Below are 23,751 nucleotides of genomic sequence, written 5' to 3'. Positions count from 1 at the left end.
GGGATCATTTGCGGAAATTGTATTGACGGGCGGGAAAGTCCATGGTATAATTCTTACCGTTCCGAATATGGAGCGGGCCTCCCGGCCAAGCAACTGCATAAGCTACTGTGGCTCAATGGCAGAGCAGCTCATTCGTAATGAGCAGGTTGTCAGTTCGATTCTGACCAGTAGCTCCAAAGAGAAGGACACGACTCTGTCGTGTCCTTCTCTTTGGGTTTGGCACCGCCCTGCGGCGCTTCGCCTTTCGGAAGTTCCGTGCGCAGCGGAAGCGGGTTTCGCCTGCGTTAAGAGGTTGCGCCAACGGCCCAAATTGCTTGTACGGCGCAAAAGCGTCACCTCCATGCGTGGCCCCGGCTGGACGGTGCATCTTTTTCACCAACGCCAAACACCGGGCCTGCCAAAGGCGGGCCCGGTGTTTGGCGCTGCCCCGTCGGACGGCGGCGGACAAGCGGCGGGGCGGTCTTTGGCGGCGCTGTGCGGCGCCTCCTTGCCCTGCCCTTCGAGGCGGTTGGTTTCCGCCCGGACGGGGCGCCCCACGGCGCACAAAAAGCCGCCCCGTTTGCGGGGCGGGAACGGCCCGAATGGATTCCAGGTAAATGTCAAGAAGAATTTAGACAACCACCGAAAAATTTCCAGCGGTGAGGGTTGGGACCGCTGAGGCGGGGACGAGAAAGAAAGAGGTGTCCCCTCCGGGGACAGATTTGAATAGCACGAAAAGAGCCAGAGTCAAGGGGCTTTCGCGGCATAAAACCAGTGTGCGCACTGGATTTATTCCACGGTCCCCTTGACACTGGCTCTTTTTGCGTGCCGTTGGTAAACCAACGTAAGCAGCAGCGGCGCTGCCGCTTACGCCGACAATACAGGATGGGACGGAGGTTTACGAACATGACCAAGAGAGAAAAAGCGTACATCCAGGGACAGGCACAACAGTTTTGCAAATGGTACGAAGAAGAGATAGACGAAGCAAACAGGGCAACGGACCCGGAAGAAAAAGCAGAACACTACCACCAAGCAGACCAAAATTGGGCCATTTACAACTATTGCGAAAACCTGCTGCAAGAATTGGATTATCTGTAAGGAGTGAGGAAGCATGAACGACAAAGCCTTTTTCACACCGGGCTACGTGCTTTTTCTGATTTTCCTGTTCTTCTTGGGACGCTATATGGGAGGTGCGTAAACAATGGCAAGACCAAGAGTGAGACATTGCACGGAGTGCCCGGAGGCACAGATATCCCAAAGCCGGTTTTGGGGAAGTCAGCGGCTTTGCAAATGCCGGAAAGCCGGACGATACATCAACGGGCAAGAAATACGCAACAGCCCGCAGTGGTGCCCGCTGGGACGCAATCTGCACGTTGCTGGAGCAAAATGCAAAAACCTCTAAAAAGTGATAGAATACAACCGCCCCCGGCCTAGACCGGGGGCGGCAGCATATCCGGGGAGGAAACGGGGAATGAAACAGCACTACATGACCAAAGACGAGCGCCAGCAGCTGGAGGCACTGTACACGGCGGGGATACCCGTGGCGCAGATTGCCCGGCAGTTGGGCTTTTGCCGCCAGACGATCTACAACGAGATCAAGCGGGGCTTGTATGTGCATACCTGCAAATGGTGGGACGAGGTGCGGTACTCGGCGCAGAAGGGCCAGCAAAAGCACGACTACCAACAGACAGCCAAGGGACGGCCTCTAAAAATCGGGCATGACCACGCCTATGCCCAGCGCCTGGAAAACCTGATACTGGGCAAGCAGCCGAACGGAAAAATAGACCGCCGCAAACGATACTCTCCCGCCGCAGCTTTGGCGCAAGCACGGCGGGAGGGGTACGAAACCACCGTCTGCACGACCACACTGTACAGCTACATCTACAAGAATGTGTTTTTGCATCTCACAACAAAAAGCCTCTGGGAGAAAAACCGGCCGAAGAAACAAAAGCGAGAGGAAGTACGGCGGATTGCACATCCCGCCCTACCCAGCATCGAGGACAGGCCGGGATACGTCAACAGCCGGGAGGAGCCGGGACATATAGAAATAGATCTCATTGTAAGCTGTGAGAAAGGCAGCGGGGCGCTGCTGACCGTGACAGAGCGGGCGGGACGGTATGAGTGCATCCGAAAGTTGCCGGACAAGAAAGCGGCCACGGTACGGAAGGCATTGCAATCCATCCGGCGGAGTATGCCGGAAATCAAGAGCGTCACCGCAGACAACGGCCCGGAATTCCTCGAATATGAAAAGCTCCACGCTGTTGTAAAATGCCCAGTCTACTACTGTCACAGTTATGCCGCCTGGGAGAAAGGGGCAAACGAAAACCACAACCGCATGATACGCAGGTGGTTTCCCAAAGGCACAGATTTCAGCAAGGTCAAAAGCCGTGACATTGCCGAATGCCAGGAGTGGATGAACGACTATCCCAGAAAATCCCTGGGATGGATAACGCCAAGAGAATTCTATCAGCAATGGGCCGTGTAGAGATTACCACGCGGTCCACTCCTTTGCCGGTAATTTCTTGTGAGAATAGCTGTTGAACATCTTCCAGAGGACCGGGGAGAAAATGCGCTTGGTGTCGATGATAGGCAGACCCATAGCATACAGGTCCATGATCTGATGAGTGTTTTCATCCACACCGATCTTGCGGCGGATACGGCGGCGGACCACACAGAACGGGATAAGGGACTTACGCACGACGTAGAAATTTTGAGCCAGCCGACGAAGCGTGATGTCCATGTCCTCATAGCTTTGGCTAAAAACATCGACCGAAGTCTTATAGTGCCGGTGGTACTTGTAGAAATAAATGGCCTCTGGAGGAAATGCCTTGTAATTGCGGTTGTTATACTCAATGCCAGCTTCGTCAATGATGATCTCGGCATCTTGGATCATGTAGTGCCCGATATCCGTCTTGGCATCCAGCATATAGGCCCCAGTGATGGGGACATTGGAGTATACTGGCATTTTCCGCTTGAACAACGGAGAAGCCAGAATCCGGGCACAGAGCTTATTATCTGCATATTTTTTGCAGAACCGAATGACCCAGGACTCACGAAACATCTGCCTGGTAAGCCATGCGGCAAAAGTGGTTTTGCCGGAACCGGGAACACCGAAATACACGTTGAGAACGTGTTTCGGAGCCGGAGGAAGAAACCAACGATAAACATAGAAAGCCAGGAGCAAAAACAGCAGCGGCATAATATCACCTCATGAATGGAGTGGGCGGTGGGCGCGCACTCCGTTTGCGCGTCCACCGCCCCTTGCGGGTTACAGGTGCAGCAGCCGGGACAACAGACCGATACCGAGACCGACGAAGCCAAGGACAACGCCAGCCATCAGCATGGGAGTATCCTGCACGGCGGTAGCAACAGAGCCGACCCAGCCCAGGGACGCGGTAACGCCCTGGCCGACCATCGCCAGAAAAGCTTCCATAGTGGTTCTCCTTTCTTTTAGATTTCAGGGCAGGAATATCTTCATCAGCTTTGCCACGAAGCAAAGGAGACAAAGGCTTACTAAGTAGATCACCGGCTCGGCGGCGAGAAAGTCAGCGACGGCGCCGAGGAACGTGACAGAGAACGTGACCATCGCATCCATAGATGTCATGAGCGCATCAGACCTCCCAATAGCTTGAAGATACCAAGCAAAAACACGGTGAAAAAGACGGCTCCGGCAATCCAGGGATAGTCCAGGCCAGCGAGGCCGGGGACGTATTCGGTGGAGGTGGCAATGACATTACCATCGGTGTCCACCTGCTGAACGGTATAGGTCCGGCGCTGATACTCGCCCAGAACAGAAACTACCACGTCCGCCATAACCGGAGGAGCGGCGCCAGATGGAGCAGCTTCCGGCGCATCCGGCGATAAAACTGAGAACACGCGAACCGCCGGAGGTTCTTCCGGAATATCCTCTTCAAAAGGCGGGCTGTTTTCCTCAACAGCTTCTTCAACAGCCGCAGGGGTTTCAGACTGTGCGATTGTGACATTGACCGTCACACCCTCTTCATCCTTTTTTGCATCTGCCACGACAGGAGACTGTACGGGCGTTTCTGCCACAGAGGGCAGCTCCTCAACTGATTCCTCTGGGGCAGAGTCTTCCGTAACAATATCCGGGGAGGCATCCGGCTCCGCCGACTCATCGGCGTAGGCCGGAGTGGCCAGCAGCGCAACCAGCAGCAAGGCCAGGAGGCACGGGACGAGGCGTTTCAAAATTCATCATCCTTTCGTGACTTGGAGATTTTAGGATTCCGGGAACTGCCGGAACGAGTGCTGGAACCACTGGAACCGCCGCCGCCAAGCAAATATTTCAGGAGCAGCAGGGACAACGAGCAGACAGCAAAGCCCAGCCACATCTGCCGGAAGGTGAAGGTAAAACCGGGCACAGGAGTGGAAAACAGGTCCCAGACACCGGCTATAACGGCTTGTCCCAGGGATGCAGTCGATTCAAGCATGAGCGCCTCCTATCGTCGGAATATCTTGAGGACGGTAACGAAAATCACCACGGTAACGCCAGCGACAAGGACGGTTATAATCTCCTCCGGCAGCCATGTCCAGAGGACCCGAAGCGCCTCACCGAAGGAGCCGAAGAGGTTCACCAGTTGAGCGAGCTTTTCAACGGCGGTTGTTACCAGGGTAATCAGACTGTCCAAGACAGCAAGCAGCGCATTACCGATGATCTCTAACAGACCGCCAGCGACGGAACCGAGGAGTTCACCAATTTTGCCGAGAAGTTTCGTAAACCAGTTGCCGCCGGAATCATCGGAGCCGGAACCGCCGCCACCGGGCGGACCGGTACCGTCCTGATCTTTATATTGCTCATGGCACACAGAGCACTCGTAGATCGTATAGCCCTGGGTTACGAGATTACCATTCTCATCGTACACCGTTTGGACCTGCTGTTTTACGGTCCAGGTATGGCCCGTGGCAGGTATCTTTTCCGGGTACGATTTACCGCAAATCGTACAGGTATTGGTTTTAAGACCAGGGGCGGTGCAAGTGGGTTCCGTTGTTACAACGGAGGTATATTGATGCTGACAAGTCTCCGGGTCCACGGGGGTCTCTCCGCCGCCCTGGACGATGTAATAGACGTTATAAACGGTATCGCCCTCGTTGATGATCACATGCTCGTCTCCGTAGGTGATCGTCTGCTTTGCTCCGGTATCCAGAGTGACGGTATAGGTGCGGGTGCTGTAGTCGTAGGTCCAGTCCGTGATATTAGTCGTGGTATTGGTGACGGGGTTATAGACCGTGTTGTTACTCTCGTCCACGATTACGTTACCGTCCACCTTGGTGATCTCGCCGTTGTCTCCGATAATACCGTAGTCGCCGGTGATAGAGCCGACACGGGTTTCAGGAGTATAACTACTGTTCCCGATGATGGATTCGAGGGGGGTAATCTCCACAGCAAGACCAGAAACATCTAAAGTAAAATGAGAAAGGTAATCCTTATATATGGAAAAATATTGAAAGCTATGTAATGAAGAGTATTGGTATGGAGTACCCATGGAATAAAAACTTTTTCCAGCAAAGGACGGCAACTCAGAATTAGAATAAGAGCGAAGAGAACCACCACTATAAACAGCGGAAAACGTGTAAGGTAAAGAATCATACCGCGCATAATATCCAGAAACAGGAGCTGGAGCATCTACAGAAATACCCAAATAAACAGAATTTGTTTTGAATCCTCCAGAGCCTATATACGTACCTGATACACGATATACATTTCCTGATTGCCTTCGAGAACTTGAAAATAAAGAACTATCTTCATCAGTCGGATAAAAATTAAGATACTGATCGACATCACCAGAAGAGGCAGGAAAAAGTCTAATACAAAGTTGCGTAACTTTAGGATACCAGATCAACGTACCACTGGAGGTTAAGCCTGTTGCGGGGAGATCGGAGACGTAAACGTCGTAGGCAGATTGCAACTCCTCTTGAGTTGCCGAGTTAAAATCATCACCAAAAATAAGCCGCCAAAAAGCATTGCCCATATCATACGAAGCATTAGCAGACCATTCCAAAAAAGATTGAACGGCACCGACAACCCCACCAAAGGCAAATGTCGGAACAATAGTCAAAGAAATAACTATTGCCAAACAACAAAAAACTGCTATAATTTTTCTACAGATACTTTTCACAAAAAACCTCCTATGAAGAGAGGGAACCTACAATGAACAGTAAAACCGCCTTGATAATTACAATTATTGGAATATCCTTAACTGCAATTGTCGTATGGCCCATTGGAATACCGCTTTCCATATGGGGGCTCGTAAACCTATACAAGCTCGCAAAAAAAGGAGAAAGCCGAGAGGACAAGCCTTAACGAGGCCTGTCCTCTTTCTCTTTGAAGTGGCAGCAGGGATAGGCCACGCCCGTGAAAGCGGCGTCGCAATAGCTGCCCTTCTCGCACTGGCGGCAGCGATGCTCTTCATCCCAGCAGAAGCGATAACGAAGATTCCGCCCGCGCTCCGTGCAGAAAAGCAGAATTGCGGCTACCCAGGCCAAAAGACCGCCAAGTGCGGCAAAGATATAAAGCGCAGTAAGGAGCCAGCACAGGAAAGACACCAAGGAATTCATAGTTACCTCCTTCAAAACAAACGGACCTGCTCATAGAAAGGGTCTATTGTCCACGGCTTAAAGTCTTTCAAGGGGTCCAGTGGAACGGGAACCTCCAAAAACTGCTCAGACACCGCTTCCGCACCATTCCACTGATAGGGAAAGGTCCAATGTGCACCCGAGACCATGCCGACCTTACAGAAGTCATATTCATGGGTGCAGCACTCCTCCAAACCAGGGTTATATAAGTACACGTCAGAGACCTTTTCAGCCCTCTTGAGTGGGCGGCTATGAAAATACAAATGCTTGCCCAAATCGCCGCCACGGCGGGCGAGGTCCTTACTGACGTACTTTGATATATAGAAAGCTGTTGCCACTGGGTCTCTGATGCGGCCCAGAGAGCAAAAACCGAACTTGCGCATGTAATCGGGCCAGTTGAAAAAACCGCCCTTTATGAGCTTTCTGGGGGCCGGAGGAGCGAATTCACTAAGAGCCTCCTCCGGCAACCCATAGACCAGGCCGTGAATGTGCCACGCGCCGTCTTTGTGGTGTTCCGGCACCAGAAGCACCTGGAACTTTGATTGATAGACTTTCCGCTTATCCCGAATGAACTGGGACAGCTTTTCCTGGTACGTATCCAGGTCATGACGGTCAAACTTTTCTTTGTCCAATGTCCCCGTGAAAAAATAGTCCCAAGGATTACAAAGGGCATACTGAAGCACCATACTCCGGGCTCGGGAGAAATTGTTATCCAGCTTCGTGTCATTGTGCCGTTCTTCCTCCCGGTCACGCACATAAACACGATCTGGATCACGATTTCCCTTGAAGACTACGACCTTGTAGATGCCCTGGTCATATTGGTGAATGGTATAGAGCGGAGCGGCGGAACCTGCCATATTGCAACCACTTCCCGGAAAACGATATGGTGTCAAGTGGCCCGTTTCGATGCCTTCCAGCACCTATTCCAGGCCCGCCTTGACCGTGCATATCATCCCGACATTCACCGGCAAGGGGCGGTATCTACTTAGAACGGAACAGATTCACCACCAGAAGCGGCAACACTGCCCCGACTACTTTTGGCCGCAACAGGAAGCATGTCAATCACCTTCCCATCCTTGGCAAACACATAGACGATATCGCCTTCTTTCGGCACATGCGCCCACTCTGCCATCCGATCATCACTGACGAAAATTCGCCGGGTTTCCTCGGTGCCATTGGAACGAGTGACCAACAAATAGACATACGACCCTTTGATTACGTTTTTGTCCTGCCCCTCAAACTCATGGGGCATCACTTTCAACACTTTCGTTTCCATTCTTGTCTAATCCTCCTTACCCAAAAAATTGGACAGGCGGACTGGAATTTGCATCCAACCACCTGTCCAATTTCATATTAAAACTTGCCCCGAATGGATTCCATAGAGACAAAGGCGGTGGTTGCGCGGCCGCGGATCTTGTAGTATACTAATCTCTGAGTAAGCACAGTGGCGCAGGCCGCTGGGGAGAAAAGAAAACCGCCGTCCGGAGGAACCTCTGCGCGGGCGGCGGGAAGGGAGTGGGCAGGGATGCTCGCGAGAAAAGGGATTTTGGTTGTGGAGGACAATGCCATCAACCGGGCGATGCTCCGGGAGCTGCTCTCCGCCGAATACGATGTGTGGGAGGCGGAGAACGGCCGGGAGGCGCTGGCGGTTCTGGAGGAGCGGAAAGAGGCGGTCTCCCTCATCCTGCTGGACATCGTCATGCCGGTCATGGATGGCTACACCTTCCTCTCCATCGTAAAGGCGGACGCGTCCCTCGCCGCCATCCCCGTCATCGTCACCACCCAGAGCGACAGCGAGGCCGACGAGGTGGCCGCGCTGTCCCACGGCGCCTCCGATTTTGTGGCCAAGCCCTACAAGCCCCAGATCATTTTGCACCGGGTGGCCAGTATCATCCACCTGCGGGAGACCGCCGCCATGGTCAACCAGTTCCAGCACGACCAGCTGACCGGCCTTTACAGCAAGGCGTATTTCTACCAGTGCGTGCGGGAGACCCTTTGGAAGGACCCGGAGCGGCGCTACGACATCATCTGCTCGGACATCGAGAATTTTAAGCTGATCAACGACGTCTTCGGCACGGCGGCGGGGGACCGGCTCCTCCGGGGCATTGCGGGGCTGTACCGGCGGGCGGTGGGCAGCGCCGGAATCTGCGGGCGTATGGGCGCGGACCAGTTTGCCTGCCTGGTCCGCCGGGAGAGGGCCTACACGGACGAGATGTTTGTCCGCTTCGGCCGGGCGGTCAACGCCCTGCCCAACGCCAAGAGCGTGGTCATGAAGTGGGGCGTGTACGCCGTGGAGGACCACGGCGTGAGCGTGGAGCAGATGTGCGACCGCGCCCTGCTGGCGGCCCGGAGCATCAAGGGGCAGTACGGAAAGCACTTCGCCGCCTATGACGACCACCTGCGCAACGCGCTGCTGCGCCAGCAAATGATTATCGACGGGATGGAGTCCGCCCTGGCGGACGGGCAGTTCCTGGTCTACTTGCAGCCCAAGTACCAGATCCGGGGGAACCGGCTGGCCGGGGCCGAGGCCCTGGTGCGGTGGAGGCACCCGGAGTGGGGGTTCCTCTCGCCTGCGGAGTTCATCCCGCTGTTTGAGAAGAACGGGTTCATCACGAAGCTGGACCAGTTCGTGTGGGACCGGACGTGCGCCTATCTGCGGGCGTGGGACGACAAGGGCTATCCGCCCATCTCCGTCTCGGTGAACGTGTCCCGGGCGGACATCTATAACGCGGACATCACCGACAGTTTGATGCGCACCGTGGAGAAATACGGCCTGCCGCCGTCCCGGCTGCACCTGGAGATCACGGAGAGCGCCTACACGGAGAACCCGGGCCAGATCATCGAGACGGTGAGCCGCCTGCGCCAGCTGGGCTTCGTCATGGAGATGGACGACTTTGGAAACGGCTACTCCTCCCTGAATATGCTCAACCAGATGCCCATCGACGTTTTGAAGCTGGACATGGGGTTCATCCAAAGCGAGACCGCAAAGCCCCTGAGCAGGGGCGTGCTGCAATTTATCATGGAGCTGGCCCGCTGGATGCATCTGAGCGTGGTGGCCGAGGGCGTGGAGACCAAGGAGCAGCTGGAGCGTTTGACGGAGATCGGCTGCGACTATGTGCAGGGCTACTATTTCGCAAAGCCCATGCCCAGCGAAGAGTTTGAGGCGCTGCTGCGGGAGCAGGCGGTTCCGGAGCGGGAGGAGGCCGGCGGGGCCGCTCCCCGCCGGGGGGGCGAGCGGGGCGGGCAGGTGCTGCTGGTGGCGGACGAGGACGGCGCCTACCGGCGCCGGGTCCGGGCGGGCCTGGGCGACCGCTTTGAGATTGCGGAGGCCGCCACGGCGGAGGAGGCCGCCCGCCTGGCCGCGGCGGAGCGGGGACGGCTGGCGGCGGTGCTGCTCAGCCTGACGCTGCCGGAGGGCCAGGGGCTGACGCTGCTGGACGGGCTGAGGAGAGATCCCTCCACCTGGAGCACGCCGGTCATCGCCACGGGCGGGCCGGACGCAGCGCTGGAGGCCCAGGCCATTGCCCGGGGCGCCGCCGATTACGCCCACAAGCCCCACAGCCAGGAGGTCCTGCGCCACCGGGTGCTCCGCGCCGTCCGCCTGGCCTCCTTCCAAAAGCGGGAGCAGGCCTTGCAGGAGGCGGCCTACCGGGACCACATGACCGGCGTGTACAACCGCCGGGGCTGGGAGACCGCGCTGACCGCGCTGTGCAGGGAGGACGCGCCCTGCGCGTTTTACCTCTTCGATATCGACGACTTCAAGGCGGTCAACGACACCCTGGGCCACATGGAGGGGGACCGCCTCATCCGCGCCTTTGGGAAGATCCTCCGGGCCCACACCCGGAAGACCGACGCAGTGGCCCGGTTCGGCGGCGACGAGTTCATCGCCGTCCTGAAGCAGATGAAGTCCGGGGCGGCGGCCGTGGAAAAGGGGGAGGAGATCTGCCGGGCGCTCTCGCAGGTCCGGTTTGAGGAGGGGCGCACCTTCACCGTCTCGGTGGGGATTGCGCTGTGGAACGGAGAGGAGCCGTTGGAAACGGTGATTAAACGGGTGGATTTGGCGCTGTATCACGCCAAGCACCATTGTAAAGGCGGGTGCTGTTTGTGGAGGGAATAATTGCGGCGCGGGATGCGGTCCGGGCCTTTTGCCGGGCGTGGTTTGAGCAGCGGGACGAGGCGGCCGCCCTCTCCTTTTTGTCCGAGGACATCGCCTTTGTGGGCACGGGGGAGCGGGAGATCGCCAGCGGCCGGGCGGAGATGTCCGCCTATCTGCACCAGGACATCCTGGAGATGACGGAGCCCTTCACCTGCGGGCTGGAGCCCATACATGAGCAGGTGCTGACGGCGGAGCTGTGCAGCATCGCCATGGAGATGACGCTGAAAAACGAGCAGTACCTGTGGCGCCTGCGGGCCTTCTTTCTCCTGGAGCAGGAGCGGCAGGGGGCCTGGCGGATCCGCAGCTTCCATGTCGGGGAGCTGGGCCGCAGCCAGAAGGGGGAGGAGCACTACCCCAACACGCTGGTGGTGGAGAGCATCGCCCGGCAGCGCCAGGAGCTGCTGAACGACTCCGTGCCCGGCGGCATGATGGGCGGGTACATCGGCGACCAGTTCCCCTACTACTTCATCAACCGCCAGATGCTGCGCTATCTGGGCTATGCGTCGGAGGAGGAGTTCATCCGGGACATCGACGGCAGGATTTCCAACTGCATGCACCCCCAGGACCGGGCCATGGTGGACGCGTCGGTGGAGCGGCAGCTCTCGGCGTCCGGCGAGTACGCCGTGGAGTACCGGATGCGCAAGAAGGACGGGACTTACATCTGGGTGCACGACGTGGGTCGCCGGGTGACCGCCGAGGACGGCCGCCCCGCCATCATGTCGGTTTGCATCGACATCACGGACCAGAAGCGGCTGCAGCAGCGGGTCAACGAGCTCTACGAGAAGGAGATGGCCTATTTCGCAGACCTGTCCTCCGCGGAGGGGAGCTATCAGGGCCGGATCAATGTGACGCGCAACCAGGTGGAGAGCTGCATCAGCGCCACGAAGAACAGCGCGCCCATCCGCGTGGGGGACTCCTACGACGACACGGTGATGAACCTGGCGGAGTCCGCCCTGTTTGAGGGGGACCGGGACCTGATTCTGCGCACGCTGAACCGGAAGAAGATCGCGGCGGATTACGCCGCCAAGAAAACGGACTACCACTTCTCCTTCCTGCGCCGCCGGAGCGACGGGAGCACCTTCTGGAGCAGCACCAACATCCGTCTGTACCGGAAGCCGCAGACGGAGGACCTGGTGGCATTTTTCTACACCATGGACAACACGGCCCACAAGCTCCAGGAGGAGCTGCTGAAGAAGATCACCAAGTGGGATTACGAGCTGCTGACGGAGGTGGACATCCGCCGGAACGCCTACCGGGTGGTCTCCTTCGGCCCCAGCAGCGAGCATGTGCCCTCCGCCGGGGGAGACGACTTCCGCTCCGAGGTGGGAAGGATTGCGGAGAGCTGCGCCGGCGAGGCGGCCCGGGCGGAGTACCTGCAAAAGCTGGACACCGCCTATATGGAGGAGCAGCTGGCCCAGGCGCCGTACTACACCTTTATGGCGGAGATGCTGGACGAGCAGAAGACCGTCAAAAAGAAGCGGTTCCGGGTGTTCTACATCGAACAGGCGCTGGGCCAGGTCTGCATTGCCCGCAGCGACGTGACGGACGTGGTCCGGCGGGAGCAGCGGCAGACGGAGGAGCTGGCGGCGGCCCTGGTGGCGGCGGAGCAGGCCAACGCCGCCAAGTCGGACTTCCTCTCCCGCATGAGCCACGAGATCCGCACGCCCATGAACGCCATCATCGGCATGAGCACCATTGCGGCCCAGGCCCTGGGGGACGACGAGCAGGTGGCCGACTGCATCTCCAAAATCGGCATCTCCTCCCGCTTCCTCCTCTCGCTGATCAACGACATTTTGGACATGAGCCGCATTGAGAGCGGGAAGATGCTGCTGAAAAACGAGAAAATCCCCACGGAGGAGTTTTTGGTCGGCATCAACTCCATCTGCTACGCCCAGGCCGCGGCCAAGGGCGTGGAGTACGAGTGCATTGTGGACCCCCTGCTGGACGACTACTACGTGGGGGACGCCATGAAGCTGCAGCAGGTGCTGCTGAACATCCTGAGCAACGCCATCAAATTCACCGGCGAGGGCGGCAAGGTGACCTTCTCCGCCTCCATGCGGCACCGGACGAAGAACGACGCCGTCCTGCGCTTCATCGTCAACGACACCGGCGTGGGCATGAGCGAGGAGTTCCTCCCCCATATCTTCGAGCCGTTCTCCCAGGAGTCCACCGGCACCACGGCCCTGTTCGGCGGGACCGGGCTGGGCATGGCCATCTCCAAAAACATCGTGGACCTGATGGACGGGAAGATCGCCGTGCGGTCCATCAAGGATGTGGGCACGGAGTTCACCGTGGATGTGAAGCTGGAGATCAGCGAGGAGGAGAAGCTGCACCACCGGCAGAAAAAGCAGGACTACCACTTCTCCCACCTGAAGACGCTGGTGGTGGACGACGATGTGGTGGTCTGCGAGAGCGCGGTCCAGACGCTGCGGGAGATGGGTGTGTCCGCCGAGTGGGTGGACAGCGGGCGCAAGGCGGTGGAGCGGGTCCGGGCCCTGTGGGACACGGACAAGTACTTCGACATGATCCTCATTGACTGGAAGATGCCGGAGATGGACGGCCTGGAGACGGCCCGCCGGATTCGGGCGATTGTGGGCCAGGAGGTCACTATCATCATCATGACTGCCTACGACTGGGTTTCCATCGAGCATGAGGCGAAGCTGGCGGGGGTCAATTTGCTGATGAGCAAGCCCATGTTCAAATCCGCGCTGGTGTCGGCATTTTCCAGGGCGCTGGGGGAAAAGGAGGAGCAGAAGGAGCAGGCGCAGACGACGGCGTACGACTTCACCGGAAAGCGCGTGCTCCTGGCGGAGGACAACGCCATCAACACCGAGGTGGCGGTGGCGCTGCTGAAGAGCAGGGGCTTCGCGGTGGACACGGCGGAAAACGGCCTGCGGGCGCTGGAGCTGTTCAGCAAGTCGCCGGAGGGGTATTACGACGCCATTCTCATGGACATCCGGATGCCCATCATGGACGGGCTGACCGCCGCGGGCAGCATCCGCCACCTCAGCAACGCCGACGCGGCCACCATCCCCATCATCGCCATGACCGCCAACGCCTTTGACGACGACATTGAAAAGAGCAAGGCGGCGGGCATGGACGCCCACATGGCCAAGCCCATTGACGCAGAGCGGCTGTATCAGACGCTCTACCACTTGATTCTCAGAGAGGAGACTTGACAAGATGCCGGATTTCAAAGAGGTGTTTGAGGCCTACGGCGGGAATTACGAGGAGACGATGGAGCGATTCATGAACAACCAGTCCTTCTATCTCCGAATTCTGGGATTGCTGTCCCAGGATGAAACCTTCACGCAGCTGGGCGCGGCGCTGGACAATGGCGATTTGGACGCCGCGTTCAACGCAGCCCACACCCTGAAGGGCGTGGCGGGCAACCTGGGGCTGAGGCCGCTGTACGAGGCGGTTTGCCGGATGGTGGAGCCCCTGCGCCGGCGGGAGGCGCGCAGCGACTACGGGGCGATGTACGAGACCGTACGGACGGAGTTCCAGAGGACGGGGGAGCTGCACAGGACCTTGCTGGGGGAGACGTGATCCCCCCGGCGGGGAGCGCTGTGCCCGGCCCCGGGCCGGATGCTGAACAGAGAATGGGGTTGCAATGAAGAAGAGATGGATGGGGCTGCTGCTGGTTCTGGCGCTGGTGTTGGCGCTGCCCACGGGATGCGGCAGAAAAAACGAGGTGGCCAGCTATGAGGACCCGAACCGGGAGGTGACCAGCATCACCTTTTTCGGCAACAAGTACGAGCCGGAAAACGTAGCGGTCATCGAGGAGATTCTCTCCGGCTTCATGGCGGAGCACACGGACATCCGGGTTTCCTACGAGAGCATGAAGGGCAGCGACTACTATGAGGCCCTGCGCAAGCGGATGGCCTCCCACCACGGAAACGACGTGTTCATGGTCGATCACGACACCCTGCTGGAGCTGGAGGCAGCCGGGCAGCTGGCGGATCTGTCCGGTCTCTCCGTGATTCCCCGCTATACCGAGCAGATGCGCGGCCAGATGGAGGGGGACGGCGGGATTCATTGGGTGCCCACCACCGTGTCCGTCTTCGGCCTGTACTGCAATCTGGACCTGCTGGAGGAATGGGGGCAGGCGGTTCCCGGGACGCTTCCGGAGTGGGAGGCGGCCTGCGCCGCCTTCGCCCGGCAGGGCATCACGCCCATCGTCGCCAACAACGATATCTCTCTGAAGACGCTGGCCATCGGCCGGGGGTTTTACCAGGTGTATCAGGAGAACCGGCAGGCGGAGGTGTTTGAGCGCCTCAACAGCGGGGAGACGCCGCTGAGCGGGTATCTGGAGGACGGCTTTGCCCTGGTGAAGGCGCTGATCGACCGGGGGTATGTGGACGCCGAGAGGGCGCTGGTCACCAAAAAGACGTCGGATGACCTGGAGGAGTTCGCCAAGGGGGAGGCCCCCTTCCTGCTGACGGGGGCCTGGGCCGCCGGGCGGGTGGAGAGCATGGCGCCGGGGTTTGCGTTTGAGGTGGTGCCCCTTCCGGTACTGGAGGACGGCGCCCTGCTGGTCATCAACCCGGACACCCGCCTGAGCGTCAACGCCGACAGCGAGCACTTGGACGCCGCCTTGAAATTTGTGGAATATTTTACTCAGGAGGAGAACATCCACCGGTTTGCGGACCAGCAGTCCTCCTTCTGTCCTCTGGAGGGGGACACCTCTTCCTCCGTTTTGGCGGTCCGGGCCCTCCGTCCCTGTTACACGGAGGGACGGACGGTGATCGGCAGCGACGGGCTGCTGGAACTGCCGATTTGGAGCATCACCGCCGAGGCGTCGCGGATGCTGCTGGAGGGAGAACCGCTGGAGGCCGCCATGGACTGGATGGACCGGCAGGGGGGGAGGGAGCCATGAAGAGAGAACTGGCACAGAGGGGCAAGGCCGGCATCACGCTGATGGCCCTCGCCGTAATCGCCCTCCTGGGCGGCATGGCCGTCTTTTTTGTCGCTACGGTCCAGGAGCAGCTCTGGCAGCAGTCCATCACCACCATTTTGGAGAGCACCCAGCAGGGGAGCAACACCCTGCGGGTGCAGTTGGAGGGCGAGTACCGGTCCATGGGGGCGGTAGCCGCCTATCTCGGCACGCTCTCCGCCGCCCAGGCGGACGCGCTGAACGAGGTGGTGGACGACTATGGGCATGTGGACGGCGGCATCAGCCTGTATTTGACAGACGGCACTTCCTTCCCCGTCGGAGCGCCCCTGGATGAGGCGGCAGTGGGGCTGCTGCCCGAAACCGGCGCCGAGAGCGGAATCATCGACCCCCATATCAGCACCGTTACGGGCGTCAATGTCTTCAACCTCTACCAGCGGATCAAGCTGAAAAACGGGGCCGTGGGGTACCTGCTGAAGGAGTACGAGGTGGACGGGATTGTGGACAGCTTCACCGTTTCCTTCTACCACGACGCGGGCTTCTCCTATGTGATGAACACCGGGGGAGACATCCTGATCCGCCCGCCCCACCCCAACAGCAACAAAACCATCCAGAACCTCTTCGACATGCTGCCGGAGGAGGCCAACGACCCGGACAGCCTGGGCCGGTTCCGGGAGTCCCTGCGCGCGGGCAGGATGGGCTGGGCGGTCTTCGCCTACCAGGGGGCGGACACGGTGTTCTGCTATATCCCCCTGGGACTTGGCTCCGACTGGTACCTCCTCTCCATGATCCCCCGGGACGTGGTGAACGCGCAGACCAATGAGATTCTCACCCGCACCTTCACGCTGGTGGCGGGGATTGTGCTGGGCATCGCCCTGCTGGTGGCCGTGTATTTCCGGTACGCCAACCGCGCCAACCGCCGCCTGCGCAGCCAGGCGGACTACATCGGCCACCTGTACAACGCGGTGCCGGAGGGCATCGCCCTGCTGACCGTGGACGCGCCCTACCGCTTTTTGCAGCTGAACCAGGAGGGGCTGCGCCTCCTGGGCTATCCCCAGGACGTCTCAACCGACGCGCCCCGGAAGGGCCACCTGCAAAGTGCGATCCATCCGGACGACTATGCGGCCGTGGCGGAGCTGATGCGGGCCACGGCGGCCTCCGGCGGGAAGAACCGCTTTGAAAGCCGCGCGGTGCGGGCCGACGGCACCCTCTTCTGGATTGCCGGCCTGGTGGAAAAGACGCTGGACGAGGACGAAACCCCCGTCCTGATTGCCACCTTCCACGACAGTACGGCGGAAAAGCTGGCGGAGGAGGCGGCGGAGCGGGAGATGCTGCAGGAGCGCACCATGCTGGTCCGGGCGATCTCCAATGCCTATCCCGTGATCATCAGCCTGAACCTGACCAGGGACACGCTGAAGTTTCTCTATGTTCAACAGGGACTCATGGTCCATATGGGCGGGCAGACGAGCTACAGCCAGCTCTACCGGGAATTCAGCGGGACCATCCATCCGGACTACGCGGAGGGATTCCGGCGGCGCTTTGCGCCGGAGCGCCTGCTGGAGAGCCTGGGACAGGAGCGGAACGAGACCTTTTGGGAGGTGCGCCAGCAGCTCACCGACGGGCAGTACCACTGGACCTCCATCCAGATCATCTCCGTGGACAATCCCTATTCGGACGAGAAGCTGGCCATTTTACTTTCCCGCCGGATCGACGAGCAGCGCTATGAGGAGACCCGGCAGCGCCAGGCGCTGGAGAGCGCCCTGGAAAACGCCAAGGCGGCCAGCCTGGCGAAAAGCCAGTTCCTGTCCAACATGAGCCACGACATCCGCACCCCCATGAACGCCATTGTGGGCATGACGGAGATTGCGGCGACCCATCTGGGCGAGCCCGGCCGGGTGGCGGAGTGCCTGCGGAAAATCGACCTGTCCAGCCAGCACCTGCTGGAGCTCATCAACGACATTCTGGACATGTCCAAAATCGAGAGCGGAAAGCTCTCCCTCCGGGAGGAGCCCCTCAATCTGGCGGCGCTGGCGTCGGAGGTGCTGGAGCTGCTGCGGCCCCAGGCGGCGGCGGGCCAGGTGGAGTTGCAGATGCAGCTGGCGGCCATGAGGGACGAGGACGTGGTGGGCGACCCGCTGCGCATCCGGCAGGTGTACCTCAACATTCTGAGCAACGCCGTGAAGTACACGCCGGAGGGCGGCCAGGTCTCTGTGGAGGTGCGGCAGGAGGACAGCCGCCGAAAGGGGTATCAGAACTATGTGTTCCGGTGCGCAGACACCGGCGACGGAATGAGCGAGGCCTTTTTGCAAAAGCTGTACCAGCCCTTTGAGCGGGAGCAGGAGGCCGCCTCCGGCAAGGCCGCCGGGACGGGGCTGGGCCTGGCCATCACCAAGAACCTGGTGGATATGATGGGCGGCGATATCCATGTGCAAAGCCGCCTGGGCGAGGGATCGGTGTTTACCGTGACGTTGCCCCTGCGGACCCGGGACGCCGGAGGGGAGGATCTCCCTCCGGAGTGGGCGGGGGTCCGCTGCCTGGTGGTGGACGGCGACGAAAAGACCGGTGAAAACGCGGCGGCGCTGCTGAAGAGCGCGGGGCTGCGGGCGGAGCGCGCCGACTGCGGGACGGCGGCCCGGCTGGTTGCGCAGGCCGTCGGCACGGCGGACCCCTTTGGCCTGGTCCTCCTGGACTGGGACCAGCCGGGGCTGGACGGTGCGGAGACGGTCCGGCGCATCCGCGATGGGGCGGGGGCGGCCCTCCCCGTGGTGGGGCTGACGGCCGGGGAGTGGCCGGAGACCCGGACGGACGGCGTCACCCTGTTTCTCCCCAAGCCGTTTTACCGCTCCCGGCTGTGCGAGGCGCTCCGGGACCTAAGCGGCGGGGCGCCTGCGGCGGAGGAACAGGCCTCCGGGTGGATGGACTGCACTGGCAGCCGGGTGCTTCTGGTGGAGGACAACGCCATGAACCGGGAGATCGCCCGGGTACTGCTGGAGGAGACCGGCGCGGCGGTGGAGGAGGCCCACAACGGCGCGGAGGCGGTCCGGATGGTGGCCGACGCCGCGGCGGGCTATTACGACCTCATTTTTATGGACATCCAGATGCCGGTGATGGACGGGTACGCGGCGGCGCGGGCCATCCGCGGGCTGGACCGGCCGGATGCCGCCGACATCCCGATTGTGGCCATGACGGCCAACGCGATGGAGGAGGACGTGCGCTCCGCCCTCCGGGCGGGCATGAATGCCCATTTCTCCAAGCCCATTCACGTGGGGGAGCTGCAAAATCTGCTGCGCCGCTACCTGCATGGGCCGGAGGAGACGGGCGGGAGACACGAGTAGAGAGGGATCGCAGGAGACATGGACCGGAGAGACGCCATGCAGAGGGACAAGGGCCTGCACCGGCTGCTTTATGAGTATTACGAGGCCCAAATCCGGTTTGGGTATTATCGCCGCGGCGACAGCCTGCCGCCCATTTCCGCCATCTGCGCCGCCTTCCGCCTGGGGCGGACCACGGTGCGCTCCGCGCTGGCCATGCTGGAGGCGGAGGGGCTTGTGGAAACCGGTGCCCGGCGGCCTGCGCGGGTGGTCTTTCAGGCGGACGCCGCCCAGGTGGCGGAGACGGCGGCGAGGTATTTCGCGCCGCGGAAAGCGGGCATTTTGGACCTTTTGGCGGCGGAGCGCCTCCTCGCCGTCCCGTTTTGAGAGGCCACGCTCCGCCGGCTGAACCCCAGGGAGCAGGAGCGGCTGCGCCGGAGCCTGCGGGCCGCGCCGGCGGCGGAGGTCTTTGCGGGGATTCTGCGGTTTTGGGATAACCAGCTGCTGCTGAATTAGTTCCTGGAGGGCGTCCGCTATCTGCGCTATCCCTATTTTGCGGAGCGGGAGAATCCGGTGCTTCCGGATCTCCCCCCAAGTCTCCGGATCCAGGGGGACAGGGGCGAGAGGGGACTTGCGGACGGCGAGGGAGTGCGGGGCCTGCTGGCGTTTGCGGAGCAGGCGGCCCGGGCGCATCGCCTGGCGCCGGCGGAGCCCATCCCCTTCCGGTGAAACATCTACCGGCAGCGGCCTCAGATGCGGTACACGCTGGCGTCTTTGCTGATCCGCGAGATCCTGTACGGGACGTATCCAAAGGGCAGCTACCTGCCCTCCCTTCCGCAGATGGAACGGCGATACGGGGTGACGCTGGCCACCCTGCGCAGGACGCTGGCGCTGCTGGAGGAACTGGGATTGACGCGATCCTACCAGGGGAAGGGCACGCAGATGCGGATGGAGGCCGCCCCGGGCGATCCCTCCAGGCCGGAGAGCTGCGGGAGGGCCTACGGCTGTACCGGGAGAGTTTGCAGCTGCTGGCGCTGACCATCCGCAGCGTGGTGCTGGCGGCGCTGGAGGCGGAGCTGGCCCGGGCCAGGGAGCGCCGGCGCAGCTGCCTCTGCTTTGAGATCCTACTGCGCTTCATCCGGCGGGAGTGCCCCCTGGCCGCGGTTCGGGAGTGCTGCGGCAGGCTGGCGGAGCTGGTGGCCTGGGGCTATCCCTTTGCGCTGCTGCGGTTTGGGGAAGCGGGGCTGGACGGGGGGCGTACGCGGAGGGGGCCCAACGGATGGAGGAACACCTGCGGCAGGGGGACCTGGCGGCGTTCTCCGAGGACTGGGAGGCGCTTTTGGCGGAGGGGGCGCAGGTCCGGGCCCTTGTGGGGCGGCTGGAGATCCGCCGGGCCTCCGGCTGACCGGCGGGAGGAGGCTGCGGGCCCTCGGGAGGATACCGGAGAGGGACGTGCCTCCGGTATCCGGCCCGGCGGCGCGGACTGTGCGGCGAAGGCAGCCGTTTCCAGCCGCGAAGAGGCGATCCAGCCGGGATATCCCGAGCGGCGCCGGCAGGGGCGGAGCGCCCTTGCCGGCAGGCGGGAGGAATAAAAGAGCGGGGCGCCGGTGGAGACACCGGCGCCCTTCCGGTATGCCTCGAAGGCGGGCGGCGCCCCGGGACACAGACGGCAGCTTCGCTGCTGGGAGGTATGCCGCCGCTTTTCAGGGGACGGCTGGAAGCATTTGTGCCCACAGGGAACCAGCCGGTTTTTCAAGTTTGGGGCAGGCGCGGAAAACCGGGCGGTTTCCCAGGGGAATTCCGGCGGCGGGGGCGGAATACGGGACACGCCCGGCGGAAAAGGCGCTCTGGTATTGGAGGAGGAAACGTGATATACTGATTCCATTACAGGAAAAGAGGAACGCTTGCATGGCGATTAGCAAGACGGCACGGGCCGCGCTGCGGGCACTGAGCTACCCGGCGTCCATTGAGGTGGACAAAACCTACAAGGTGGAGCGGGCGCTGCGGCAGATGCGGGCGCCGCTGGCCCCTCTGTACCAGATGTGGGACCGGCGGATCGAGCGGAACGGCCGGGAGGTCCGGGTGCGGCTGTACACGCCGCCCAAGGGGGCCAACGGCAGGCTGCTGCTGTTCTTCCACGGCGGCGGCTGGGTGGTGGAGAACGTGGACACCTACAACCGGGTGTGCCGGAACATGGCCAAGCGCACCGGGTGCCAGGTGGCCTCGGTGGAGTACGCCCTGGCGCCGGAGGCCCCCTTTCCCGAGGGGCTGGAGGACTGCTACGTCGCCGCCCGGGCGGTGTACCGCCATCCGGAGGAGCTGGGCGTCCGCGCCCGGTCCATCACACTGATCGGGGACTCCGCCGGGGGGAACCTGGCGGCGGCGGTGTCTCTGCTGGCCCGGGACCGGGGGGAGTTCCAGGTGGAGCAGCAAATCCTCATCTACCCCGCCACCCACCCGGACCACTCGCCCTCCTCCCCCTTCCCCTCCGTCCGGGAGAACGGCACCGACTTTCTGCTCACCTCCCGGCGGGTGGAGGACTTCATCGAGCTGTACAGCGGCGGGGACCCGGAGAAGCTCCGCAGCCCGTATCTGGCCCCCCTGCTGGCGGGGGATTTGACCCGCCAGCCCCGGACGCTGGTCATCACGGCGGAGTTCGACCCCCTGCGGGACGAGGGGGAGGCCTATGCCGCCGCCTTGGCGGCGGCGGGGGCGGAGGTGTCGATGCACCGGATGCCGGACGCCCTCCACGGCTACTTCTCCCTGCCGCTGCGGTTTGCCCAGGTGCGGCGGACCTATGAGTGGATTGACGACTTTCTGAAGCGAGGCGATGAATTGTGTCAAACAAGCAGCGAAACCGGCGGCCTTTGAACTGGAGCCGCCTGGACAATGCGGCCAAGATTTTCCCCCCCACCTCCCACGGCGCGGACAGCGGCGTGTTCCGCCTGTCCTGCGAGCTGACGGAGCCTGTGGAGCCGGAGCTGCTGCAAAAGGCGCTGGAAAAAACCGTGGTCCAGTTCCCCCACATGCGGATGGTGCTGCGGCGGGGGGGGTTCTGGTACTATCTGGAACAGTCCACGCTGGAGCCGCGGGTGGTGCCGGAGCACGCGCCGCCCTGCGCGCCGCTGTACCACGGCAGCCACGCGCTGCTCTTTGAGGTGAGCTGGTGGCGGGGGAAGGTGAACCTGGATGTGTTCCACGTGCTCTCCGACGGTTCCGGGGCCATCGCGTTTTTCCAGGCCCTCCTTGCCGCCTACCTGGCGCTGCGCCATCCGGAGGAGGCCGCGGCGCCGGCCCCCGGCGCCTCCGTCTATGCCCGGACGGAGGACGGATTTGCCAAGTACTACCAGCCCCACGGCGGCCGGTACGGCGGGCAGCGGCGGGCCTACCACCTTCGGGGGGCCAGACAGGGCGACGGCGGGCTGAACATCCTGGAGGGCGTGGCGGACGTGGAGCAGGTGCTGGCCGCCGCCCACCGCTGCGGCGCCACCCTGACGGCCTACCTCTGCGCCGCGCTGATCCGCGCCATCCGGGAGGAGATGCGCAGCCGGGATTTGAGCCGTCCGGTGGTGCTGACGGTGCCGGTGGACCTGCGGAGCTACTTCCCCTCGGACACCGCGCGGAACTTCTTTGGCACCATCCGGGTGACCTATGATTTCCGGGAGCGGAGCGGCGACTTTGCGGATATCGTGGCGGCGGTGAGCGAGACCTTCCGCAGCCAGTTGACGGCGGAGCGCCTGGCGGAGCGGATGAACGCCCTCTCCGCCCTGGAGCACAATCCGCTGCTGCGGCCCATCCCCCTGGTGCTGAAAAACCCCATTCTGCGGCTCAGCGGTGACGTCGCGGCCTGGGGGGAGACGGCCACGCTGTCCAACATCGGTCGGTTCCGCCTGCCGGAGGCGGCTGCGCCCTATGTGAAGGGCTTCAGTGCCTTTATGGCCACCCACTGCACCCAGCTTTGCACCTGCACCTTTGGAAAGAGCTTTCATATGGGCTTCACCTCGGTGCTGCTGTCCCCGGAGGTGCAGCGCCGGTTTTTCCGCCTGCTGACGGAGGACGGAATTGACCTGGAGATTCGCAGCAACGGCTTTTATGCGGAGGAGACGGAGGAGGCGTGAGTATGCAGACATGTCCCTATTGCAGGGTGCGCGTGGCGGGGGTCAAGCGCTGCTGCCCCCTGTGCGGCGGGGTGCTGGAGGGGACCGGCGACCCGGAGAGCGAGGTGTTCCCCCTGCTGGAGCAGCCCCGCTTCGCGGGAAAGACGGTGCTGCGGCTGCTGGCCCTGCTGGGCGTGGCGGCCACCACCGTGTGCGTCCTGGTGAACATCGCCCTGGGGACCCGGGTGTGGTGGTCGCTGTTTGTGGCGGCGGGGGCGCTGTGCGTGTTCCTGGCCGCGGCGGTGGGGATCGCCTACCGGCGGGATATCCTCCAGAACATCGCCTGGCAGACGGTGCTGGTGCCCACGCTGGGGGTGTTTTTGGACCTGGCCGCCGGGTGGCAGGGCTGGTCGCTGGACTTTGTGCTGCCCTGCGTGTGCGCCACGGGGCTTTTGATGATGCTGCTGCTGGCGGTGCTGCTGCGGCTGCCGGTGCAGTCCTTTGCCGGGGCCTTTTCCGGGGTGTGCAGCCTGGGGCTTCTGCCCGGCGTCCTGGCAGCCCTGGGCAGGGTGCGGGTGATGCTCCCGTCCCTGATCTGCACGGGGCTGTCGGTGATTCTGCTGGCAGCCATGGTGCTGCTGCACTGGCAGACCTTCCGGGGAGAGGCCGCCCGGCGCTTCCATCTGTAAGAGGCGGCGCCTCCGGCGAGCCTATACCGGCGGG

Annotated in this window: 22 protein-coding genes and 1 tRNA gene; 14 read left to right on the top strand and 9 right to left on the bottom strand. The window is 61.6% G+C overall.

Translation table 11 applies throughout. The annotated features are described in order from the left end of the window. The first annotated feature begins 101 nt into the window (after positions 1 to 101). From QZS21_RS07130 to QZS21_RS07120, 3 genes are all read left to right on the top strand, one after another. Positions 102 to 176, top strand: a tRNA-Thr gene (locus QZS21_RS07130). A 709-nt stretch (positions 177 to 885) separates the two neighbouring features. Then, positions 886 to 1,077, top strand: coding sequence for a hypothetical protein (locus QZS21_RS07125; RefSeq protein WP_295581787.1), 192 nt, complete (start codon positions 886 to 888; stop codon positions 1,075 to 1,077). A 307-nt stretch (positions 1,078 to 1,384) separates the two neighbouring features. Beyond that, complete coding sequence (locus QZS21_RS07120) at positions 1,385 to 2,464, top strand: IS30 family transposase (RefSeq protein WP_295581785.1); 1,080 nt, start codon at positions 1,385 to 1,387, stop codon at positions 2,462 to 2,464. 3 nt (positions 2,465 to 2,467) lie between these two features. On the opposite strand, the gene QZS21_RS07115 is transcribed toward QZS21_RS07120, so the two are convergent. The 9 genes from QZS21_RS07115 to QZS21_RS07075 form a co-directional block, all read right to left on the bottom strand. Then, positions 2,468 to 3,178 (bottom strand): zonular occludens toxin domain-containing protein, encoded by a 711-nt coding sequence (locus tag QZS21_RS07115; protein ID WP_295581783.1) that lies wholly within the window; start codon positions 3,176 to 3,178, stop codon positions 2,468 to 2,470. Positions 3,179 to 3,247: 69 nt separating this feature from the next. Beyond that, a complete protein-coding gene (locus tag QZS21_RS07110; RefSeq protein WP_295581781.1) occupies positions 3,248 to 3,412 on the bottom strand; it encodes a hypothetical protein in 165 nt (54 codons plus the stop codon). A gap of 24 nt (positions 3,413 to 3,436) precedes the next feature. After that, positions 3,437 to 3,574 (bottom strand): hypothetical protein, encoded by a 138-nt coding sequence (locus QZS21_RS07105; protein WP_295581779.1) that lies wholly within the window; start codon positions 3,572 to 3,574, stop codon positions 3,437 to 3,439. 5 nt (positions 3,575 to 3,579) lie between these two features. Beyond that, entirely contained in the window at positions 3,580 to 4,185 is a 606-nt protein-coding gene (locus QZS21_RS07100) for a hypothetical protein (protein WP_295581777.1), read from the bottom strand. Then, positions 4,182 to 4,427 carry a hypothetical protein gene (locus QZS21_RS07095; protein WP_295581775.1) on the bottom strand — a complete coding sequence of 82 codons (246 nt, stop codon included), beginning with the start codon at positions 4,425 to 4,427 and terminating at the stop codon, positions 4,182 to 4,184. The genes QZS21_RS07100 and QZS21_RS07095 overlap by 4 nt, the downstream gene beginning before the upstream one ends. Positions 4,428 to 4,436: 9 nt before the next feature. Beyond that, positions 4,437 to 6,113: a hypothetical protein gene (locus tag QZS21_RS07090; RefSeq protein ID WP_295581773.1), complete on the bottom strand. Its 1,677-nt coding sequence runs from the start codon at positions 6,111 to 6,113 to the stop codon at positions 4,437 to 4,439. Between the two features lie 181 nt (positions 6,114 to 6,294). Beyond that, positions 6,295 to 6,552, bottom strand: coding sequence for a hypothetical protein (locus QZS21_RS07085; RefSeq protein WP_295581772.1), 258 nt, complete (start codon positions 6,550 to 6,552; stop codon positions 6,295 to 6,297). Positions 6,553 to 6,563: 11 nt separating this feature from the next. Then, positions 6,564 to 7,490 (bottom strand): hypothetical protein, encoded by a 927-nt coding sequence (locus tag QZS21_RS07080; protein ID WP_295581770.1) that lies wholly within the window; start codon positions 7,488 to 7,490, stop codon positions 6,564 to 6,566. Positions 7,491 to 7,555: 65 nt separating this feature from the next. Continuing rightward, positions 7,556 to 7,846: a hypothetical protein gene (locus QZS21_RS07075; protein WP_295581768.1), complete on the bottom strand. Its 291-nt coding sequence runs from the start codon at positions 7,844 to 7,846 to the stop codon at positions 7,556 to 7,558. A 249-nt stretch (positions 7,847 to 8,095) separates the two neighbouring features. Between QZS21_RS07075 and QZS21_RS07070 the strand changes: the two genes are divergently transcribed. From QZS21_RS07070 to QZS21_RS07020, 11 genes are all read left to right on the top strand, one after another. Next, positions 8,096 to 10,687 carry an EAL domain-containing protein gene (locus QZS21_RS07070; protein WP_295581766.1) on the top strand — a complete coding sequence of 864 codons (2,592 nt, stop codon included), beginning with the start codon at positions 8,096 to 8,098 and terminating at the stop codon, positions 10,685 to 10,687. Beyond that, positions 10,675 to 13,905 (top strand): response regulator, encoded by a 3,231-nt coding sequence (locus QZS21_RS07065; RefSeq protein ID WP_295581764.1) that lies wholly within the window; start codon positions 10,675 to 10,677, stop codon positions 13,903 to 13,905. Before QZS21_RS07070 ends, QZS21_RS07065 begins: the two co-directional genes overlap by 13 nt. Positions 13,906 to 13,909: 4 nt before the next feature. After that, on the top strand, positions 13,910 to 14,275 hold the full coding sequence (locus QZS21_RS07060) for an Hpt domain-containing protein (RefSeq protein ID WP_295581762.1): 366 nt from the start codon (positions 13,910 to 13,912) through the stop codon (positions 14,273 to 14,275). Between the two features lie 64 nt (positions 14,276 to 14,339). Further along, positions 14,340 to 15,605 (top strand): ABC transporter substrate-binding protein, encoded by a 1,266-nt coding sequence (locus QZS21_RS07055; RefSeq protein WP_295581760.1) that lies wholly within the window; start codon positions 14,340 to 14,342, stop codon positions 15,603 to 15,605. Continuing rightward, a complete protein-coding gene (locus tag QZS21_RS07050) occupies positions 15,602 to 18,955 on the top strand; it encodes a response regulator (RefSeq protein ID WP_295581757.1) in 3,354 nt (1,117 codons plus the stop codon). Before QZS21_RS07055 ends, QZS21_RS07050 begins: the two co-directional genes overlap by 4 nt. Before the next feature lie 18 nt (positions 18,956 to 18,973). Further along, positions 18,974 to 19,318, top strand: coding sequence for a winged helix-turn-helix domain-containing protein (locus QZS21_RS07045; protein ID WP_295581755.1), 345 nt, complete (start codon positions 18,974 to 18,976; stop codon positions 19,316 to 19,318). Between the two features lie 366 nt (positions 19,319 to 19,684). Then, positions 19,685 to 19,969, top strand: a complete 285-nt coding sequence (locus tag QZS21_RS07040) for a GntR family transcriptional regulator (protein ID WP_295581753.1) — start codon at positions 19,685 to 19,687, stop codon at positions 19,967 to 19,969. A gap of 241 nt (positions 19,970 to 20,210) precedes the next feature. Continuing rightward, positions 20,211 to 20,336, top strand: a complete 126-nt coding sequence (locus tag QZS21_RS07035) for a hypothetical protein (RefSeq protein ID WP_295581751.1) — start codon at positions 20,211 to 20,213, stop codon at positions 20,334 to 20,336. A 503-nt stretch (positions 20,337 to 20,839) separates the two neighbouring features. After that, positions 20,840 to 21,802: an alpha/beta hydrolase gene (locus QZS21_RS07030; RefSeq protein WP_295581748.1), complete on the top strand. Its 963-nt coding sequence runs from the start codon at positions 20,840 to 20,842 to the stop codon at positions 21,800 to 21,802. Continuing rightward, on the top strand, positions 21,769 to 23,049 hold the full coding sequence (locus QZS21_RS07025) for a phthiocerol/phthiodiolone dimycocerosyl transferase family protein (protein ID WP_295581747.1): 1,281 nt from the start codon (positions 21,769 to 21,771) through the stop codon (positions 23,047 to 23,049). The genes QZS21_RS07030 and QZS21_RS07025 overlap by 34 nt, the downstream gene beginning before the upstream one ends. Positions 23,050 to 23,051: 2 nt before the next feature. After that, positions 23,052 to 23,717, top strand: coding sequence for a DUF6320 domain-containing protein (locus QZS21_RS07020; RefSeq protein ID WP_295581745.1), 666 nt, complete (start codon positions 23,052 to 23,054; stop codon positions 23,715 to 23,717). Positions 23,718 to 23,751 lie beyond the last annotated feature (34 nt).

This window comes from uncultured Oscillibacter sp., assembly GCF_900544955.1.
Taxonomy (GTDB): domain Bacteria; phylum Bacillota; class Clostridia; order Oscillospirales; family Oscillospiraceae; genus Oscillibacter.
This window is presented reverse-complemented; position numbering and strand designations above follow the sequence as displayed.

Excerpts from the sequence above, each read along its gene's own strand:
- QZS21_RS07070 (WP_295581766.1), top strand. The coding sequence starts at position 8,096 with ATGCTCGCGAGAAAAGGGATTTTGGTTGTGGAGGACAATGCCATCAAC.
- QZS21_RS07125 (WP_295581787.1), top strand. The coding sequence starts at position 886 with ATGACCAAGAGAGAAAAAGCGTACATCCAGGGACAGGCACAACAGTTT.
- QZS21_RS07040 (WP_295581753.1), top strand. The coding sequence starts at position 19,685 with ATGCGGTACACGCTGGCGTCTTTGCTGATCCGCGAGATCCTGTACGGG.
- QZS21_RS07110 (WP_295581781.1), bottom strand. The coding sequence starts at position 3,412 with ATGGAAGCTTTTCTGGCGATGGTCGGCCAGGGCGTTACCGCGTCCCTG.
- QZS21_RS07020 (WP_295581745.1), top strand. The coding sequence starts at position 23,052 with ATGCAGACATGTCCCTATTGCAGGGTGCGCGTGGCGGGGGTCAAGCGC.
- QZS21_RS07105 (WP_295581779.1), bottom strand. The coding sequence starts at position 3,574 with ATGGATGCGATGGTCACGTTCTCTGTCACGTTCCTCGGCGCCGTCGCT.
- QZS21_RS07055 (WP_295581760.1), top strand. The coding sequence starts at position 14,340 with ATGAAGAAGAGATGGATGGGGCTGCTGCTGGTTCTGGCGCTGGTGTTG.
- QZS21_RS07045 (WP_295581755.1), top strand. The coding sequence starts at position 18,974 with ATGGACCGGAGAGACGCCATGCAGAGGGACAAGGGCCTGCACCGGCTG.
- QZS21_RS07115 (WP_295581783.1), bottom strand. The coding sequence starts at position 3,178 with ATGCCGCTGCTGTTTTTGCTCCTGGCTTTCTATGTTTATCGTTGGTTT.
- QZS21_RS07075 (WP_295581768.1), bottom strand. The coding sequence starts at position 7,846 with ATGGAAACGAAAGTGTTGAAAGTGATGCCCCATGAGTTTGAGGGGCAG.
- QZS21_RS07085 (WP_295581772.1), bottom strand. The coding sequence starts at position 6,552 with ATGAATTCCTTGGTGTCTTTCCTGTGCTGGCTCCTTACTGCGCTTTAT.
- QZS21_RS07095 (WP_295581775.1), bottom strand. The coding sequence starts at position 4,427 with ATGCTTGAATCGACTGCATCCCTGGGACAAGCCGTTATAGCCGGTGTC.
- QZS21_RS07050 (WP_295581757.1), top strand. The coding sequence starts at position 15,602 with ATGAAGAGAGAACTGGCACAGAGGGGCAAGGCCGGCATCACGCTGATG.
- QZS21_RS07035 (WP_295581751.1), top strand. The coding sequence starts at position 20,211 with ATGGAGGAACACCTGCGGCAGGGGGACCTGGCGGCGTTCTCCGAGGAC.
- QZS21_RS07060 (WP_295581762.1), top strand. The coding sequence starts at position 13,910 with ATGCCGGATTTCAAAGAGGTGTTTGAGGCCTACGGCGGGAATTACGAG.
- QZS21_RS07030 (WP_295581748.1), top strand. The coding sequence starts at position 20,840 with ATGGCGATTAGCAAGACGGCACGGGCCGCGCTGCGGGCACTGAGCTAC.